This is a genomic window from Streptomyces sp. NPDC006235, from assembly GCF_040613735.1.
In the GTDB taxonomy this organism is placed as follows: domain Bacteria; phylum Actinomycetota; class Actinomycetes; order Streptomycetales; family Streptomycetaceae; genus Streptomyces.
Genome location: NZ_JBEXSR010000016.1, coordinates 89,757 through 104,657, shown reverse-complemented (window position 1 = coordinate 104,657; position 14,901 = coordinate 89,757). Strand labels below are relative to the sequence as shown.

General features: G+C 68.3%; 19 protein-coding genes and 1 pseudogene. 16 read left to right on the top strand and 4 right to left on the bottom strand.

The window, feature by feature from the left end; genetic code table 11:
* Positions 1-106: 106 nt before the first annotated feature.
* From rplS to ABZ192_RS20490, 11 genes and pseudogenes are all read left to right on the top strand, one after another.
* On the top strand, positions 107-457 hold the full coding sequence (gene rplS, locus ABZ192_RS20540) for a 50S ribosomal protein L19 (RefSeq protein ID WP_356925879.1): 351 nt from the start codon (positions 107-109) through the stop codon (positions 455-457).
* Positions 458-502: 45 nt separating this feature from the next.
* Complete coding sequence (lepB, locus tag ABZ192_RS20535; RefSeq protein WP_356925878.1) at positions 503-1,228, top strand: signal peptidase I; 726 nt, start codon at positions 503-505, stop codon at positions 1,226-1,228.
* Positions 1,221-2,312: a signal peptidase I gene (gene lepB / locus ABZ192_RS20530; RefSeq protein ID WP_356925877.1), complete on the top strand. Its 1,092-nt coding sequence runs from the start codon at positions 1,221-1,223 to the stop codon at positions 2,310-2,312. Before lepB (ABZ192_RS20535) ends, lepB (ABZ192_RS20530) begins: the two co-directional genes overlap by 8 nt.
* Complete coding sequence (lepB, locus tag ABZ192_RS20525; protein ID WP_356925876.1) at positions 2,200-3,162, top strand: signal peptidase I; 963 nt, start codon at positions 2,200-2,202, stop codon at positions 3,160-3,162. The genes lepB (ABZ192_RS20530) and lepB (ABZ192_RS20525) overlap by 113 nt, the downstream gene beginning before the upstream one ends.
* 51 nt (positions 3,163-3,213) lie before the next feature.
* Entirely contained in the window at positions 3,214-3,987 is a 774-nt protein-coding gene (gene lepB, locus ABZ192_RS20520; RefSeq protein ID WP_356925875.1) for a signal peptidase I, read from the top strand.
* On the top strand, positions 3,977-4,501 hold the full coding sequence (locus ABZ192_RS20515) for an NUDIX hydrolase (RefSeq protein ID WP_356925874.1): 525 nt from the start codon (positions 3,977-3,979) through the stop codon (positions 4,499-4,501). Before lepB (ABZ192_RS20520) ends, ABZ192_RS20515 begins: the two co-directional genes overlap by 11 nt.
* Positions 4,502-4,557: 56 nt before the next feature.
* A complete protein-coding gene (locus ABZ192_RS20510; RefSeq protein WP_003993268.1) occupies positions 4,558-4,866 on the top strand; it encodes a DUF2469 domain-containing protein in 309 nt (102 codons plus the stop codon).
* A 58-nt stretch (positions 4,867-4,924) separates the two neighbouring features.
* Complete coding sequence (locus ABZ192_RS20505; RefSeq protein ID WP_356925873.1) at positions 4,925-5,317, top strand: YraN family protein; 393 nt, start codon at positions 4,925-4,927, stop codon at positions 5,315-5,317.
* Positions 5,317-6,942, top strand: a complete 1,626-nt coding sequence (locus ABZ192_RS20500) for a YifB family Mg chelatase-like AAA ATPase (RefSeq protein WP_356925872.1) — start codon at positions 5,317-5,319, stop codon at positions 6,940-6,942. Before ABZ192_RS20505 ends, ABZ192_RS20500 begins: the two co-directional genes overlap by 1 nt.
* Positions 6,943-6,962: 20 nt before the next feature.
* Positions 6,963-7,754, top strand: a pseudogene (gene dprA / locus ABZ192_RS20495) (DNA-processing protein DprA); the annotation flags it as partial.
* Positions 7,755-7,991: 237 nt separating this feature from the next.
* The gene (locus ABZ192_RS20490; protein ID WP_356925871.1) at positions 7,992-8,279 is read left to right on the top strand and encodes a hypothetical protein; all 288 of its coding nucleotides are present in this window, start codon (positions 7,992-7,994) and stop codon (positions 8,277-8,279) included.
* Here the strand turns inward: ABZ192_RS20490 and ABZ192_RS20485 are convergent.
* Positions 8,276-8,461 carry a hypothetical protein gene (locus ABZ192_RS20485; protein WP_356925870.1) on the bottom strand — a complete coding sequence of 62 codons (186 nt, stop codon included), beginning with the start codon at positions 8,459-8,461 and terminating at the stop codon, positions 8,276-8,278. The genes ABZ192_RS20490 and ABZ192_RS20485 overlap by 4 nt on opposite strands.
* Positions 8,462-8,574: 113 nt before the next feature.
* On the opposite strand from ABZ192_RS20485, the gene ABZ192_RS20480 reads away from it, so the two are divergent.
* Entirely contained in the window at positions 8,575-8,826 is a 252-nt protein-coding gene (locus ABZ192_RS20480) for a GntR family transcriptional regulator (RefSeq protein ID WP_356925869.1), read from the top strand.
* Positions 8,827-8,938: 112 nt separating this feature from the next.
* Here the strand turns inward: ABZ192_RS20480 and ABZ192_RS20475 are convergent, their stop codons facing one another.
* The 3 genes from ABZ192_RS20475 to ABZ192_RS20465 all read right to left on the bottom strand — a co-directional run bounded on the left by ABZ192_RS20475 (position 8,939) and on the right by ABZ192_RS20465 (position 10,435).
* Entirely contained in the window at positions 8,939-9,178 is a 240-nt protein-coding gene (locus ABZ192_RS20475; protein ID WP_356925868.1) for a hypothetical protein, read from the bottom strand.
* 387 nt (positions 9,179-9,565) lie between these two features.
* Positions 9,566-10,153 (bottom strand): hypothetical protein, encoded by a 588-nt coding sequence (locus tag ABZ192_RS20470; protein ID WP_356925867.1) that lies wholly within the window; start codon positions 10,151-10,153, stop codon positions 9,566-9,568.
* A gap of 84 nt (positions 10,154-10,237) precedes the next feature.
* Positions 10,238-10,435 carry a hypothetical protein gene (locus ABZ192_RS20465; protein WP_356925866.1) on the bottom strand — a complete coding sequence of 66 codons (198 nt, stop codon included), beginning with the start codon at positions 10,433-10,435 and terminating at the stop codon, positions 10,238-10,240.
* Between the two features lie 698 nt (positions 10,436-11,133).
* Here ABZ192_RS20465 and ABZ192_RS20460 point away from each other — a divergent pair.
* The 4 genes from ABZ192_RS20460 to ABZ192_RS20445 all read left to right on the top strand — a co-directional run bounded on the left by ABZ192_RS20460 (position 11,134) and on the right by ABZ192_RS20445 (position 14,901).
* Positions 11,134-11,346: a helix-turn-helix transcriptional regulator gene (locus tag ABZ192_RS20460; protein ID WP_356925865.1), complete on the top strand. Its 213-nt coding sequence runs from the start codon at positions 11,134-11,136 to the stop codon at positions 11,344-11,346.
* Positions 11,347-11,502: 156 nt separating this feature from the next.
* Positions 11,503-13,698 (top strand): phage/plasmid primase, P4 family, encoded by a 2,196-nt coding sequence (locus tag ABZ192_RS20455; RefSeq protein ID WP_356925864.1) that lies wholly within the window; start codon positions 11,503-11,505, stop codon positions 13,696-13,698.
* A 748-nt stretch (positions 13,699-14,446) separates the two neighbouring features.
* A complete protein-coding gene (locus ABZ192_RS20450; RefSeq protein WP_356925863.1) occupies positions 14,447-14,662 on the top strand; it encodes a helix-turn-helix transcriptional regulator in 216 nt (71 codons plus the stop codon).
* A complete protein-coding gene (locus ABZ192_RS20445) occupies positions 14,659-14,901 on the top strand; it encodes an NUMOD4 domain-containing protein (protein WP_356925862.1) in 243 nt (80 codons plus the stop codon). Before ABZ192_RS20450 ends, ABZ192_RS20445 begins: the two co-directional genes overlap by 4 nt.

Sequence of the window (14,901 nt, the reverse complement as noted above, 5' to 3'; positions counted from 1 at the left end):
CCCTGCCACAGGGGGAGACGACGCCCGCTCCGACCCGCACAGCTCTGAATCCGAAAAACCTAGTTTCCGTTGATGACCTGTGGCATCAGCGAGGAAAGCAGACGAAATGTCTCACCTGCTCGACACCGTCGACTCCGCGTCGCTGCGCACCGACGTCCCCGCCTTCCGCCCGGGCGACACGGTCAACGTGCACGTCCGCGTCATCGAGGGCAACCGCTCCCGTGTGCAGCAGTTCAAGGGTGTGGTGATCCGCCGCCAGGGTGCCGGCGTCCGCGAGACCTTCACGGTCCGCAAGGTCTCCTTCTCCGTCGGCGTCGAGCGCACCTTCCCGGTGCACACCCCGATCGTGGAGAAGATCGAGCTCGTCACCAAGGGTGACGTCCGCCGCGCCAAGCTGTACTACCTCCGCGAGCTGCGCGGCAAGGCCGCGAAGATCAAGGAGAAGCGCGAGAACTGAGCGCTCTGAGGAGTTCACATCGGGGCCGGATAGCATCTGGCTCCGATGGACACCGAAGCTCAGCCGACGGAGCGCGACCGCTCCTCCCGCCCTTCCGATTCCGAGGACACCTCGGGTCCCGGAGGGCCGGAGGACCGGTCGCGTTTCGCGTTGTCGCGTGTCACCGAGTGGGTCCCGGGCGGCCGGATCACCCTGACACTGCTGGCCTGCCCGCTTTTCCTGCTGCTGCTCAGCACGTTCGTGCTGCGGCCCTTCCAGATCCCCAGCGGATCCATGGAACAGGGATTGAGGATCGGGGACCGGGTTCTCGTAAATAAGTTGGCGTACCGTTTCGGAGCCGAGCCGCAGCGGGGAGACATCGTCGTGTTCGACGGGACCGGGTACTTCGGGCACGCGGACTACATCAAACGCGTTGTCGGCGTGGGGGGAGACCACGTGGTCTGCTGCGACGAGGAGGGGAGGATCCAGGTGAACGGCCGGCCGGTCGACGAGTCGGGCTTCCTGTACCCCGGCGACAGCCCCTCCACCGTGCCCTTCGACGTCGTCGTGCCCGCCGGCTCCCTGTTCCTCCTCGGCGACCACCGCGGCGACTCCAGCGACTCCCGCGACCACCTCGGCTCGCCCGGCGGCGGCATGATCCCGGTCGACGAGGTGATCGGCCGCGCCGACTGGATCGTCTGGCCCTTCGGCCACGCCACCCGGCTGAACCGCCCCGACGCCTACGCGCGCGTGCCCGCTGCCGCCGCCGGAAGGGCGGGCGCCCATGGGTAACCGCGGCAAACCGCGCGGCGTCCCCGCCGGCCCCGCCGAGAACCTGCTGCCCACCGGCGCCCGCCGCGCCGCCGCCCCGTCCAGCGGCCGTACGCGCGCCGAGCGGCGCAAGCTCCAGAAGAAGGTCAAGCGGCGCCGCAGGCGCGGTGCCGTGAAGGAGATACCGCTCCTCGTCGGCGTCGCCGTCCTGATAGCGCTCGTACTGAAGACGTTCCTCGTCCAGGCCTTCGTCATCCCGTCCGGCTCCATGGAGCAGACGATCCAGATCGGCGACCGCGTCCTGGTCGACAAGCTCACCCCGTGGTTCGGCTCCAAGCCGCAGCGCGGGGACGTCGTCGTCTTCAAGGACCCCGGCGGCTGGCTCCAGGACGAGCAGACCACCCTTCCGAAGGACGACCCCATCGTCATCAAGCAGGTCAAGGAAGGGCTCACCTTCATCGGCCTGCTGCCGTCCGACAACGAGAAGGACCTCATCAAGCGGGTCGTCGGCGTCGGCGGAGACCGCGTCCAGTGCTGTGACGCGCAAGGACGCGTGACCGTCAACGGCATCCCGCTGAACGAGGACTACCTGTACCCCGGCAACGCCCCGTCCGACACGCCGTTCGACATCACCGTCCCCCCGGGGCGGCTGTGGGTGATGGGCGACCACCGGAACAACTCCGCGGACTCCCGCGCCCACCAGGACACCGACTACGGTGGCACGGTCTCCGAGGAAGAGGTCGTCGGCCGCGCCATGGTCATCGCCTGGCCCTTCGGGCACTGGAGCACCCTGGAGGAGCCGAACACCTACGCCTCCGTGTCCGACTCGGCCACCGGGTCGACCGCCGCTGCCGAACTGTCGCATAGGGTTGCCTCCGACGATTCGAACGGAACGATCCAGCTCCCGACCCCTGCGGAACTCCCGCTCGTTATGGGAGTGGTGGGCCTGCGTCGTGTGTGGGGCAGGCGGCGGCACAGAGTGAGGAGTTGGCGTGGGGGATGTGGCGGTTGGCGCACGGTCCGGACACGATGGCGAGGAGCACCGGGGACGCCCCGCGCAATCCGCCGTCCCGGCCGCGGACAGCGCCGTGACCTCCGGGAATGACTCCGGGGCAGCCGAGGGCGACAGGGTGACAGACGAGTACGGCACAGCCGAGGGCGAAGGGCCGGGAGGCACGGCCAGGACACCGAAGAAGCAGCGCTCCTTCTGGAAGGAGCTGCCCATCCTGATCGGTATCGCGCTGGTGCTCGCGCTGCTGATCAAGACGTTCCTGGTGCAGGCGTTCTCCATCCCCTCCGACTCGATGCAGAACACCCTCCAGCAGGGCGACCGCGTCCTGGTCGACAAGCTGACCCCCTGGTTCGGCTCCGAGCCCGAGCGCGGCGAGGTCGTCGTCTTCCACGACCCGGACAACTGGCTGGCGGGCGAGCCGACGGCGGATCCCAACGCCCTGCAGACGTTCCTCAGCTGGATCGGCCTCATGCCGTCCGCGGAGGAGAAAGACCTCATCAAGCGGGTCGTCGGCGTCGGCGGCGACACGGTCGAGTGCAAGGCCACCGGCCCGCTCACGGTCAACGGCAAGGCGCTGGACGAGCGGTCGTACGTCTACGCGGGCAACACGCCGTGCAGCGTCGACGACCAGGGCGGTCAATTCAAGGTAAAGGTTCCCAAGGGCTACATCTGGGTCATGGGCGACCACCGGCAGAACTCCCGGGACTCCCGCTACAACCAGGCGGACAAGCACCACGGCATGGTCCCGGTGAAGGACGTCGTGGGCCGGGCCATCGTCGTCGCCTGGCCGATCAACCGCTGGGACAACCTGCCGGTGCCGGACACCTTCGACCAGCCCGGTCTGAGCGCCCAGCCGGCCGCAGTCGGTCCGGCGGTGGCACCGCAGGCGGCGGCGCTGCTGGGTGTGGTGCCGGTGGTGCTGTGGCGCCGCAGGAAGCAGTGATCCCGACGGTGGGCTGACCCCGGTCGGTACCCCCGGGTAGGGTGCGGACCCATGGGTGGCGAGAGCATGACGCACACGGCCCCGCGCAGCGGTGGCACAGGCCCGGTGGGCAGCCGGACCGGACAGCGGTTGTCCGGGCTGGCCGTCGCACTGGGCCTTGTGCTGTTCCTCGGGGGTTTCGCCTGGGGGGCGGTGGTCTACCGGCCGTACACGGTGCCCACCAGTTCGATGACACCGACGATCGACGCCGGCGACCGGATCCTGGCGCAGCGCGTCGACGGCGGCGAGGTGCGCCGCGGTGACGTCGTCGTCTTCAAGGACGCCACCTGGGCCAACGCGCCGATGGTCAAGCGCGTGGTCGCCGTCGGCGGCGACACGGTCGCCTGCTGCCAGGACGGCAAGCTCAAGGTCAACGGCAAGGAGATCGACGAGACGTACCTGCCCAAGGGCACACCGGCCGAGATGAGCAACTTCCCGACGGTGACTGTCCCCAAGGGCCGTCTCTTCCTCCTCGGTGACGAGCGGGGCAACTCCGTGGACTCCACCGCCCACCTCACCGACGCCGCCAGCGGCACCGTGGCCCGCTCCGCCGTGGACGCCCGCGTCGACTCCGTGGTCTGGCCCATGAAGGGCATGCTGGAGCGCCCCACCGGCTTCGAGGCGCTCGGCACCCTGTCCTCGCCCGGACCGCTGCGGACCATCACCGCCCTGGTGATCGCCGGCGCCGTGCTCGTCCTGGGCGGGGGTGCCTACGGGCCCGTCGCCAAGCGCACGGGCGCGTCCCGGGCCCGGCGGGCGAGCGTGGAGCCCGCCGGTGTCCGCTGAGGCCCTGGGGGCGGGCCAGGACGGCTACGCCGGCGGGCTGCGCAAGGTCGCCCGGGTCGTGCTGCTCGACCCGCAGGACCGCATCCTGCTGCTGCACGGGCACGAGCCGGACGATCCGGCCGACGACTGGTGGTTCACCCCCGGCGGCGGTGTGGAGGCCGAGGAGACCCGTGAGGAGGCCGCTCTGCGGGAACTCGTCGAGGAGACGGGCATCACCGAGGTCGAGCTGGGCCCGGTGCTGTGGCGGCGGAAGTGCTCCTTCCCGTTCGCGGGCCGCCGCTGGGACCAGGACGAGTGGTACTACCTGGCTCGAACGGACCGTACGGCGGTCGAGGCTGCGGGGCTGACCGAGCTGGAGCGGCGCAGTGTCGCCGGAGCGCGCTGGTGGACGTGTCCGGAACTTTCCCGGGCACATGAGACGGTGTATCCGACCAGACTCGCCGGGCTGCTGCGCACGCTGCTCGACGAAGGTCCCCCGGCCAGGCCCGTGATCCTTGACCCGGAAATCGTCTAGGGGCGCACGGGACTGGCGCACAATGGTGGGATCGCACGGCTGAAGGGGAACATGCCATGAGCGCCGAGGACCTCGAGAAGTACGAGACCGAGATGGAGCTGAAGCTCTACCGGGAGTACCGCGATGTCGTCGGTCTGTTCAAATATGTGATCGAGACCGAGCGGCGCTTCTACCTGACCAATGACTACGAGATGCAAGTGCACTCGGTCCAGGGTGAGGTGTTCTTCGAGGTGTCCATGGCGGATGCCTGGGTGTGGGACATGTACCGGCCGGCGCGGTTCGTGAAGCAGGTCCGCGTCCTCACGTTCAAGGACGTGAACATCGAGGAGCTGAACAAGAGCGATCTCGAACTGCCGAGTGGGTGACGAAGTTATCCACAACCGCTGAGCCGTCCACCAAGATCCACTTCGTGGGGGCGGGTGCGTGATCGTTGGCGCCGGAGGTGGTGCCGACATGAACGCACGCAGTGCGATGGGCAGGTACGGAGAGAATCTGGCGGCCCGGCGGCTGGCGGAGAGCGGACTGACGGTCCTGGAGCGCAACTGGCGCTCGGGCCGGGCCGGAGAGATCGACATCGTGGCCAGGGATGGGGACGTCCTGGTCGTCTGCGAGGTGAAGACCCGCAGGGAGGGCCCCTTCGAGCATCCGTTGGCCGCCGTGACCCCGCAGAAGGCGGAGCGGCTGCGGGACCTCGCCGAGCGGTGGATCCAGACGCACGGGGGCGCGCCGCCCGGCGGGGTCCGCATCGACGTGGTCGGGGTGCTGCTGCCGGCCCGCGGCGCGGCCGTGGTCGAGCATGTGCGGGGGGTGGCCTGATGGCCTTCGCCCGTACGTGTTCGGTGGCGCTGGTGGGCGTCGAGGGCGTGGTCGTCGAGGTGCAGGCCGACCTGGAGCCGGGTGTCGCGGCGTTCACGCTGGTGGGACTGCCCGACAAGAGCCTGACGGAGAGCCGGGACCGGGTGCGTGCCGCGGTCGTCAACTCGGGCGCGGCCTGGCCCCAGAAGAAACTCACGGTCGGCCTCAGTCCGGCCTCCGTCCCCAAGTCCGGCAGCGGCTTCGACCTGGCCGTCGCCGCGGCCGTTCTCGGCGCGGCCGAGCGCATCGACCCCCGGGTCCTCGCCGACATCGTGATGATCGGCGAACTGGGGCTGGACGGGCGCGTACGGCCGGTGCGGGGGGTCCTGCCCGCGGTGCTGGCGGCGGCGAACGCGGGCTATGAGCAGGTGGTCGTGCCCGAGTGCGCCGCAGCCGAGGCGTCCCTCGTGCCCGGGATCTCCGTACTGGGCGTGCGCAGCCTGCGCCAGCTGATCGCCGTCCTGGCCGACGAACCCGTGCCCGACGAGGATCCGGACGAGCAGGGCCGCCCGGATCCGCTCCTCGCCGGCCTGCGCATGCCGGGCACGGGCGCCGCCACGGGCATGCACAGCGTCGGAGCGGCCCAGCACGAGCCCGGCCACGACCTGGCGGACGTCGTCGGGCAGATCTCGGCGCGCACAGCGGTGGAGGTGGCCGCGGCGGGCGGACACCACCTGTTCCTGGAAGGGCCTCCCGGCGCCGGCAAGACGATGCTCGCGGAGCGGCTGCCCGCCATCCTGCCCCGGCTCGGCCGGCAGGAGTCACTGGAGGTCACCGCGGTCCACTCGGTGGCGGGCCTGCTGCCCCTGGGCAAACCCCTGATCGACGTCGCCCCCTACTGCGCCCCGCACCATTCGGCCACCATGCAGGCGCTCGTCGGCGGCGGCCCGGGCATCGCGCGGCCCGGCGCGGTCTCGCTGTCCCACCGGGGAGTCCTCTTCCTGGACGAGACACCCGAGTTCAGCAGCCAGGCCCTGGACGCCCTGCGCCAGCCGCTGGAGGCGGGGCATGTCGTCATCGCGCGCAGCGCGGGAGTGGTGCGCTTCCCGGCGAAGTTCCTGATGGTGCTCGCCGCCAACCCCTGCCCGTGCGGCCGGTTCTCCCGGCGGGACGACCTGTGCGAGTGCCCGCCCTCGGCGATCCGCCGCTACCAGGCCCGGCTCTCCGGCCCGCTGCTCGACCGGGTCGACCTGCGCGTGGAGGTCGACCGCGTCACCCGCACCGAGCTGACGTCCTCCGGCGCGCGAGGCGAGTCCACCGCGACGGTCGCCGACCGGGTACGGGCGGCGCGGGAGCGCGCCACGCAGCGCCTCGCCGGCACTCCGTGGCGCACGAACAGCGAGGTGCCCGGACGTGAGCTGCGCAGCCGCTGGTACGCCGTGTCCGGGGCGATGGACGAGGCCGAGCGGAACCTGGAGCGGGGCGTCCTGACCGCCCGCGGCCTCGACCGCGTGCTGCGCGTGGCCTGGACCGTCGCCGATCTCGTCGGCCACGACCGGCCCGACGCGACGGACGTCGCCCTCGCGCTCCAGTTGCGCACCGGTGTCCCGAGGGGCGTGCCCATGGCCATCGGGGCGCTGACGTGAGCGTCACCGGGAGCCCTGACGTGAGCGTCGCCGGCGAACCGGACGACGAGCTGCTCGCCCGGGTCTTCCTCACCCGCGTCATCGAACCCGGTGACGAGATCGCCGGGCGGTGGGTGCGGGAGTCCGGGGCGCGGGAGGTGGCCCGGCGGCTCACGGAGGGCGGGCGGCCCCTGACCGGCGTGAGTGGGAAGCGGTGGAAGGGGCTGCTGGCCAGGGCCGAGGTGGCCCGGCCGCGTGCGGACCTCGCCGTCGCACGGGAGGCCGGGGTGCGGTTCGTCGCCCCCGGGGACGCGGAGTGGCCGGGGCAGCTCGACGATCTCGGGGATGCCCGGCCGCTGGGGCTGTGGGTGCGTGGGCGGGCCAGTCTGCGGATGTGGGCGCTGAGGTCGGTGGCGGTCGTCGGCGCCCGCGCCTGCACCGAGTACGGGGCGCACATAGCGGCCACCCTCGCCGTCGGCCTCGCCGAGCAGGGCTGGGTCGTGGTCTCCGGCGGCGCCTACGGGGTCGACGGCGCCGCCCACCGCGGCGCCCTCGGCGCGGGCGGCGCCACCGTCGCCGTCCTCGCCTGCGGCGTCGATCGCCCCTACCCGCGCGGACACACCCAGCTGATCAGCAGAATCGCCGAACAGGGACTGGTCGTCGGAGAGTTGCCGCCCGGCGATCACCCGACACCGAGCCGGTTCATCCTGCGCAACCGGGTGATCGCGGCACTCACCCGCGGCACCGTGATCGTCGAGGCCGCCCACCGCAGCGGCTCCCTGGTCACGGCACGGGCGGCCCAGCGCCTCGGCCGGTACACCATGGGCGTACCCACACCTCTTCCCGGGGGTGCCGCTCTGGCTCCGATCCGGTTCCGGGTGGCCACCGCCGCCTGAGCCCACGGACGGCCCTCCCGCTGCACAGAAGACCGCCCCGGGCACCGAGCACCCGGGGCGGTCTTCTGTGTCCAGGGAGAGCCACGGAGACCCCACGACGGGCCCCACGGCCCGATCTGGCCATTCCGGGGATTGCTGTACAGACCGGCGCATTCCGGCCTTATGATCCTCGCCATGACGACACAGAACCCCAACCAGCCTTGTACCTGCGCCCGTTACTCGTTCGAAGTGCTCGTTCACGAGGGCTCGACCGGAGAGGCGGTGTGGCAGGCGACCACAACCGAATGCACCGCCACGACCCAAAGCAAGTTCGCCCCAGGCCATGACGCCAAACTGCGGTCGCTGCTGGTCCAAGCCCAGGCCGGTGGCCACCTCGTACGTCAAGTCAACGGGCGCGCAGTGGTCATCGCCGATGCGGCCACGGCCGCCGCTGCCCTGGGTTGGTCCGACCTGACGCCTTAGCGGCGCCGCAGTTCGCCCGGCGTGCCCTCGCCCTTACACTTCCAGCACTGGCATAGAGGCCACCGGTCGTCGATCAGCGGTTGGTTCGGCATCTTGTCGACCGACCACTCGCGTGCTCTGATCTCGCGCAGCTTCTTAGTGGTGGCGTCGTACCGGTACACCCGGATACTTAACCCCGCCATAGTGACCCTCTCATCGCGTTGACCAGGACTTATCGCGATATCGCGTGTTCACGATATCGCGTGCACTGGTACTCGCGGTAGCGCACCGTAGTCAGTGTTCGTATGTTCGCGGCATGGGTGATCTTGAACTGGACCGCAGCCGCCCGATCTGGAAGCAGATCGGCGAAGATCTGGCACGCCGGATCGACGCGGGGGAGTGGGCTGGCGAGCGGCTTCCGGGCCTGGTCGAGCTGTCGACGCGGTACGGCGTCGCGGTGTCCACGATCCAGAAGGCGATCACTCACCTGAAGACCACCGGGCACGTGCGCGTCGAGCTTGGCCTGGGTACGTGGCCGGTGCATCCGGCCGAACGTCAGCAGGGTTAGACACCCCGCGCCCCGGAACGGGGCACGGAAGACCACGAGAGCCGCCCCCACGGCCGGACGCCGGGGGGCGGCTCTCTGTGCGCCCGGAGATACCGTCCCGGGCCGCGACGACCTATGCGGCGGCGGGCGGCTCCTCGTCGTCCGCCGGGACCGTCACCGGGTGCTGCTCCTTGGTGTCGTCGGGCTTGGTCGCCTCGTCCTGCTTCTCCTTGAGGCGCTTCCACGCGTCGCGCGCACGGCGGAACGACTCGAAGACGTCGGGGAGCTGATCAAGAATGCCCTTGATCGCAAAGAGCAGCACAGAGGCCACGCCAGCGATGGCGAGAATGATGATGATGGCGGTGCCGTCCACCGATCCTTACCTTCCCTGTCATGGGCCGGATCGATGGGTCTGCGCGCAGGCAGCCTCGATCCGAACCCTACGGTTCGGACCGAGACACCTGCGCTGACACACGGACACGCAAATGTTCTCGGGCAGACTGACGGAGTCAGCCTGTTGTAACAGGTGGAGCATCGCCAACGTCTTCTCGGTTGCGACTTGGCGTGTGTCGGGCCGGTTGAGTAGCCCCGCAAGCCTACGAGTGCGTTAGCTGTTGGAACCGGCGTTGCGCTGGTTCCGGCAGATCTGAGGCCGTTGCGGCCTCGTTCGTGCCCCAATTCTAACGCATGGTCGTAGGCGGCGTGTCAAAGCAACGATGCCTCACTCTGACTGAGTTGGGTCGTCTGACGGTACGTCGGGTCAGCGGGCCGGCTCACGTCGACGGCGGCGGGTGGCCGCGAGCGTGGCCGCCTCACGGAGCGCAGCCGCAAGGCGTTCGTCGGCGGCCTTCGACTCCTCGATCGCCTGAGTGGCGACCTCGACCGCAGCGTTGATGTTCCGCCGCCTCCTCGGCCTGTCGCTCTCCGGGCCGGAATCTGCAAGTGCAAGCTCCAACCGCATGACATGGCGCAGCGAGTTCCAGAACGCCTTATTCGACTCGCTGTACGCCTGCACCAGCTCCGGCGTCGTGTACAGCATCAGCTTGGTGACGACCAATCGGAACTGGTCGTCCTGGTGGCCTGGGTCGAGACTTTCCGGGCTGAAGCCGCTGGGCACCCGCCGTCGGGACCAGGCGGTGTCGCGCGTATCGCCAAGGGCGAGCATCTTCCGGTGCGCCTCCTCGATCGCGTCGGCCCTGCGCTCCCAGACCTTGAACTCGGTCTCGCGGTCGCGGGTCGCGCGCTGGGTGAGGCTGGCCGACGCCAGGGTGGCAACCGCCCCGATGACGGCACCGAGTAACCCGGCACCGGTGCTGATCAGGGCGAGGGTTACCGGTGTGATCGTCACAGCATGAGCGTATGCACGGACGAGGCGTCATGAGGGTGAATCTGGCGAAGCCCCGGAGAGCCGATCTCCGGGGCTCCCACGCGTTCAGAGCACGCCGAGCGCTGACAGCACCACCACGGCCAGCGTCAGCGAACCCCCGAATACGCCGCCGCCGAAGATCACCGACTTGCGCTTGGGTGTTCCCGGGTCGTGATTGAGGAGACCCGCCACCATGCCGATGATGACGGAGACCAAGGCGCAGATGATGACCACGAGCACCTTGACGCCGAGAGAGAGGTTCAACGGTCCGATTACCTTCCCGGTGATCGGACCTATGGCGCGCAGACCTCAGCCCGACCACCACGTACATACGTGTGATCAAGCTGAGGCCATGCCGACGTACAGGACTCAGAAGTCGGACGGGTCAGGACCGCTTGCGGTGACCCTGCAACACCTACTTCAGTAGCTAAAGGACGTGGACGGACTGGGGCAACCCCACGCCCTACCTGAGACGTCGGACTCAGGCCCACGGCTTCATATCTCGTTAGCGGGAGACAGCAACTCTACCCGATAGCAAGCGGGTTGATGGCATGCCGGGTGCGAGCCCCAGGACGGTACCCTCCGGGGCTTCGTGCTGGCGGGGACGGCCGGACGCCCCGGGCGGGGGCTCCAGGCCGCCGGAGACCCCACGGAAGGCCGGGACGATACATGCCCGGTGCCGCGCGCTGGCCGCCCGGCGGCCCGGCGTCGGGTCAGCGGCCTCCGGATTAGCCGGCCATAACCTCCCGTGCTTGGCGATCACGTCTCGTGACAGCCGCGGAGAGGGTCGACGACCCCTCAGCTACTTGCGTCAAGCGCAAATTGTGCAGGGCTCGACCCCCGTGCTCCACTGGGTGTAGCCGGGCGGCACAGCCCCCGGTCAGGGCCCCGCTTCGGCGGTGTGGCCCCAAGTTCCCCGCCGTGTTCGGCAACCCCAGTCCACATCTCTGACGGGATTTGCCATGCCTGCACGCACATTCAGCCCTGACGCGCTGCGCCAGATCCGGCGCGAGCGTGGCGTCACTCAGCGGAAGCTCGCCGCCGACATCGGCCGCGACTTCACCACGGTCAGCCAGTACGAGACCGGTCGGTGCGCCCCTTCCCTGGAAGCGCTGGCCACCATCGCCGATGTCCTCGGCGCTCCGGTGACGGCCTTCATCAAGGCGGCTGCGTGATGGACCTCAAGGACGCGCGCCCCATGACGGAGTCCGAGCGTAAGCGGCTCCTCCGTCTCCTCTTCGGCAAGCAGCAGCCGAAGTAACCCACCCCCGAAAACAGATCGACCCCCGGCGACGGCGACCAACCAACCGGGGGTCCAGAGAGGATCTGCAATGACCAACACCACGATCGAAACACGGGATTTCCCCACCCCGCAAGTGGCCTCCAAGATGCCCGCCAACCTGCGCGAACTGTGGGCCGACTACGCGGCTCAGGGTCTGACCGTCTTCCCTCTCAAGCGAGGAGGGAAGAACCCCGGCACGGACTTCAGTATCAAGTGGGTCGAAGACTGGGTGAAGCCCGGTCGGCCGACCTTCCCGGCCCTCTGGGACATCTTCAGCACGGGCGCCTACGGGCTGTGGCTCGCAACCGGTCAGTGCTCCAAGCGGGTGGTCCTCGACCTGGACAGCCCGCAGGCCGCCGAGTACTGGCGCGACCGGCTCGGCGAAGCAGTGTTCAACCGGGCCCTCAAGGTCACGTCCCGCCGAGGCCACCACCTCCACTTCCGCATCCGCCACGACGACGACCGGCCTTGGCTGTGCCACTCCGACGAGGAGATCGGGTTCGACTTCCGAGGCGACGGCGGGGGCGTCGTGATGCCGCCGAGCGTCCATGCGGCGGGGCACGTCTACGAATGGCGCGAGGGCGAGCTTCAGGACGCGCCGGAATGCCTCCGCAAGGAGAACCAGCCCAAGAAGCAGAGGGACGGCAGGGCCCAGGGCAGCAGCGGCAGCAAGGTCGTCGAAGACCTCATGTTGGACCCGGTGACTGGGGGCCGTGGAAACAACTGGCTCACGCGCGTCGCCGGGACCATGGCCAAGGCGTTCTACGTCGAAGACGTGTACCGCGCGGTTCTCCACAACATCAACCAGGCCAGCGCGGACCCGATCGAGCAGCACGAGTTCGAGAAGACCATCGAGTCCGTCTGGCGATCGGAGCAGGAGAAGAACGAGATGCCCAACCCGTCCAGCCCGGTCCCGGTGGCCCGGCGGCTGATCAACGACCTGTGGACCATCGACGGTCACCCCACCCTGCGACGCTGGCGCGGTTCATGGGTCAAGTGGACCGGGGCTCACTGGCGCGAGATCGAGAACCAGAGCGTTACCGCCGACATCCAGAATCGCCTTGAGACAGCGGTATTCCAGGAGGGCACGGACGATAACGGCAAGCCCAAGATGTTCAGATGGGACCCGAACACCGCCAAGGTGAACGACGTCGCCAACGCCATCAAGAACATCGGCGTCCTGAGTCAGGACATCGAGTCTGGTGATTGGTTGGACGGCCGCGAGGCTAGGCGGGTGGTGGCCTTCGAGAATGGCCTTCTCGACATCGGCACTCGGAAAATGGCTCCGGCCACCCCTGCCTACTTCAACTCCACATCACTCCCGTACGACTACGAGGAGACCGACGAGATTCCTGTCGAGTGGCTGAAGTTCCTGGCTTCTGTTTGGCCGGACGACGAGGAGCCGGTGGAGGTGCTCCAAGAGTGGTTCGGTTACGTGCTCTCGGGTCAGAACTACCTTGAGAAGGCATTGATGCTGATCGGACCGCCCAGGGCCGGTAAGGGCACGATAGCCGCCGTTCTCGAAGCGCTGGTGGGTCACCAGAACATGGCCGGTCCGACCCTGTCGAGCCTGTCCCAGAACTTCGGACTTCAGTCGCTGATCAACAAGTCAGTGGCAGTCATTGATGACGCCCGGTCTCCCAGTCGGGATCGCGACATCATCCTTGAGCGTCTGCTGTCGGTCATTGGCCGAGGCGTGCTGACCGTGGACCGCAAGAACCGTGAGGCATGGACCGGCCGGATTCCGGCGCGGGTAATGTTGATGTCGAATGAGCTGCCGTCATTCGCCGATGCGTCGGGCGCGTTCGCGGGTCGGTTCGTCATTCTGGTTATGACGAATTCGTTCCTCGGTAAGGAAGACCCTCGCCTGAGGGACCGCCTTCTCAAGGAGATCCCGGCCATCCTCCGGTGGTCGCTCGATGGCCTTGACCGGCTGACGAAGCGCGGTCACTTCATCGAGCCGACCGCGTCGGCCGGTACCCGCGAGGATTTCGAGGACGCGACGGCCAAGGTCAAGGCGTTCGTGGAGCAACTGTGCGAGGTCGATCCTCAGCACAAGATCGTCAAGAATCACCTGTTCCAGATCTGGAAGACGTGGTGCGAACAGCGAAACTTCGCACCCGGCACCGAATCGACATTCGCCAAGAACCTCAAGGCGTACAACCCGAAGATCAATAGCTACCGGTCTCGGGTCAAGAACGACAAGAACTGGTACTTCACCGGCATCAAGGCCGCCGGACACTGACCCCGAGGCACGGCCCCCGTCGACACAGGGCGGGGGCCGTGCCATATGTGCCACCTGGCCACCCCCGCCCCCGTTTTCTGCGTCGGCGACGCCGTGCCATATGAGACACCCCGCGTGCCATATCTCGTGCCATATGACGTGCCATATGACGAGGACTTGCGCGCCAGGAAAGGACCGCAGGCCAGAGGGGGGCTGTGCCACCCGTGCCATATCTGCCATATCTCGTGCAACAAGCCGGTTTCTTAGGGGTGCTAGCGCATACGCACATCGGGAGAAGCACGTGGCTGCATGCCATATGGCAGGGGTGGCACGGGTGGCAAGCGCACCGCCTTGGCGGGTCAAGAGGGCTGAGGCCCGGGACGGTACTCCGGAGGGCACGAGAGCGGCCGGGCGGCACGAGGGCCCCGGGACGGGCCCAGAGGCCACGGGAGATACCGCCGGAGGCCCGGACGACACCAGGGCGCGGCGGCAGGTGGCCCGGGGGAGCGCCAGCACTGGTCTGCAATGACGAGCCGTGATCGCCAATCACGGGAAGTAAGGCCGGCGGTCACCTTGCCGCCAACATGCAGTGACCCCCGACCAAGTGATGGCCGGGGGTCGCTTTCCCTCCCTCAAGGGCGGAAACAAGGAATGGAAGCCCTGTTACCACCTCCAGAAAACACCCCGGACGACCAGCTGTCTATCTTGCGTTGAAAGCAATGCTCGATGGGTATTACAGAGGCCCAAATGTGGGGGCTTTAATTGGGGTATGGACAGGGCGAAGACGAGCCCGGTGTTCTCAGGTCAGAAGCTGCGTGCAACTCGGCAGGCCCGAGGAATGACGCAAGCGCAGGTGGCCCGGCGGGTGGGCGTTGAGAACGTCTACATCAGCTATTGGGAAAACGACCGGTACGCGCCCAACGGCGTGAACATGGTGCTTCTGCTGAGGGCGCTCGGATGTGAATTGGAGGAGGTGACCGAATGAGCCAGCCGGTCATCACGGAGGAGTGGCGCAAGATTCCGGGCTTCAGGGCGATCTACCGGGTGTCGAACTTTGGAGAAGTGCGGAGCAACAGCAACGCGGCCCAGGGGAAGACGCTCAAGCCGAGGCCGGACAAATTCAGTGGGTTCCCTCAGGTCCGAGTGGTCGACTCGCAGGGTCAGAAGCGATGGTGGCCGGTGCACGTGCTGGTGGCCAAGGCATTTCCGGAGGATGAATCGTAA

What these genes read in the sequence shown, in the direction of transcription:
- ABZ192_RS20500 (WP_356925872.1), top strand. Translation starts at nt 5,317, where the DNA reads ATGGCCTTCGCCCGTACGTGTTCGGTGGCGCTGGTGGGCGTCGAGGGC.
- ABZ192_RS20445 (WP_356925862.1), top strand. Translation starts at nt 14,659, where the DNA reads ATGAGCCAGCCGGTCATCACGGAGGAGTGGCGCAAGATTCCGGGCTTC.
- lepB (WP_356925877.1), top strand. Translation starts at nt 1,221, where the DNA reads ATGGGTAACCGCGGCAAACCGCGCGGCGTCCCCGCCGGCCCCGCCGAG.
- lepB (WP_356925875.1), top strand. Translation starts at nt 3,214, where the DNA reads ATGGGTGGCGAGAGCATGACGCACACGGCCCCGCGCAGCGGTGGCACA.
- ABZ192_RS20460 (WP_356925865.1), top strand. Translation starts at nt 11,134, where the DNA reads ATGCCTGCACGCACATTCAGCCCTGACGCGCTGCGCCAGATCCGGCGC.
- ABZ192_RS20490 (WP_356925871.1), top strand. Translation starts at nt 7,992, where the DNA reads ATGACGACACAGAACCCCAACCAGCCTTGTACCTGCGCCCGTTACTCG.
- ABZ192_RS20450 (WP_356925863.1), top strand. Translation starts at nt 14,447, where the DNA reads ATGGACAGGGCGAAGACGAGCCCGGTGTTCTCAGGTCAGAAGCTGCGT.
- rplS (WP_356925879.1), top strand. Translation starts at nt 107, where the DNA reads ATGTCTCACCTGCTCGACACCGTCGACTCCGCGTCGCTGCGCACCGAC.
- ABZ192_RS20480 (WP_356925869.1), top strand. Translation starts at nt 8,575, where the DNA reads ATGGGTGATCTTGAACTGGACCGCAGCCGCCCGATCTGGAAGCAGATC.
- ABZ192_RS20485 (WP_356925870.1), bottom strand. Translation starts at nt 8,461, where the DNA reads ATGGCGGGGTTAAGTATCCGGGTGTACCGGTACGACGCCACCACTAAG.
- lepB (WP_356925878.1), top strand. Translation starts at nt 503, where the DNA reads ATGGACACCGAAGCTCAGCCGACGGAGCGCGACCGCTCCTCCCGCCCT.
- ABZ192_RS20510 (WP_003993268.1), top strand. Translation starts at nt 4,558, where the DNA reads ATGAGCGCCGAGGACCTCGAGAAGTACGAGACCGAGATGGAGCTGAAG.
- ABZ192_RS20455 (WP_356925864.1), top strand. Translation starts at nt 11,503, where the DNA reads ATGACCAACACCACGATCGAAACACGGGATTTCCCCACCCCGCAAGTG.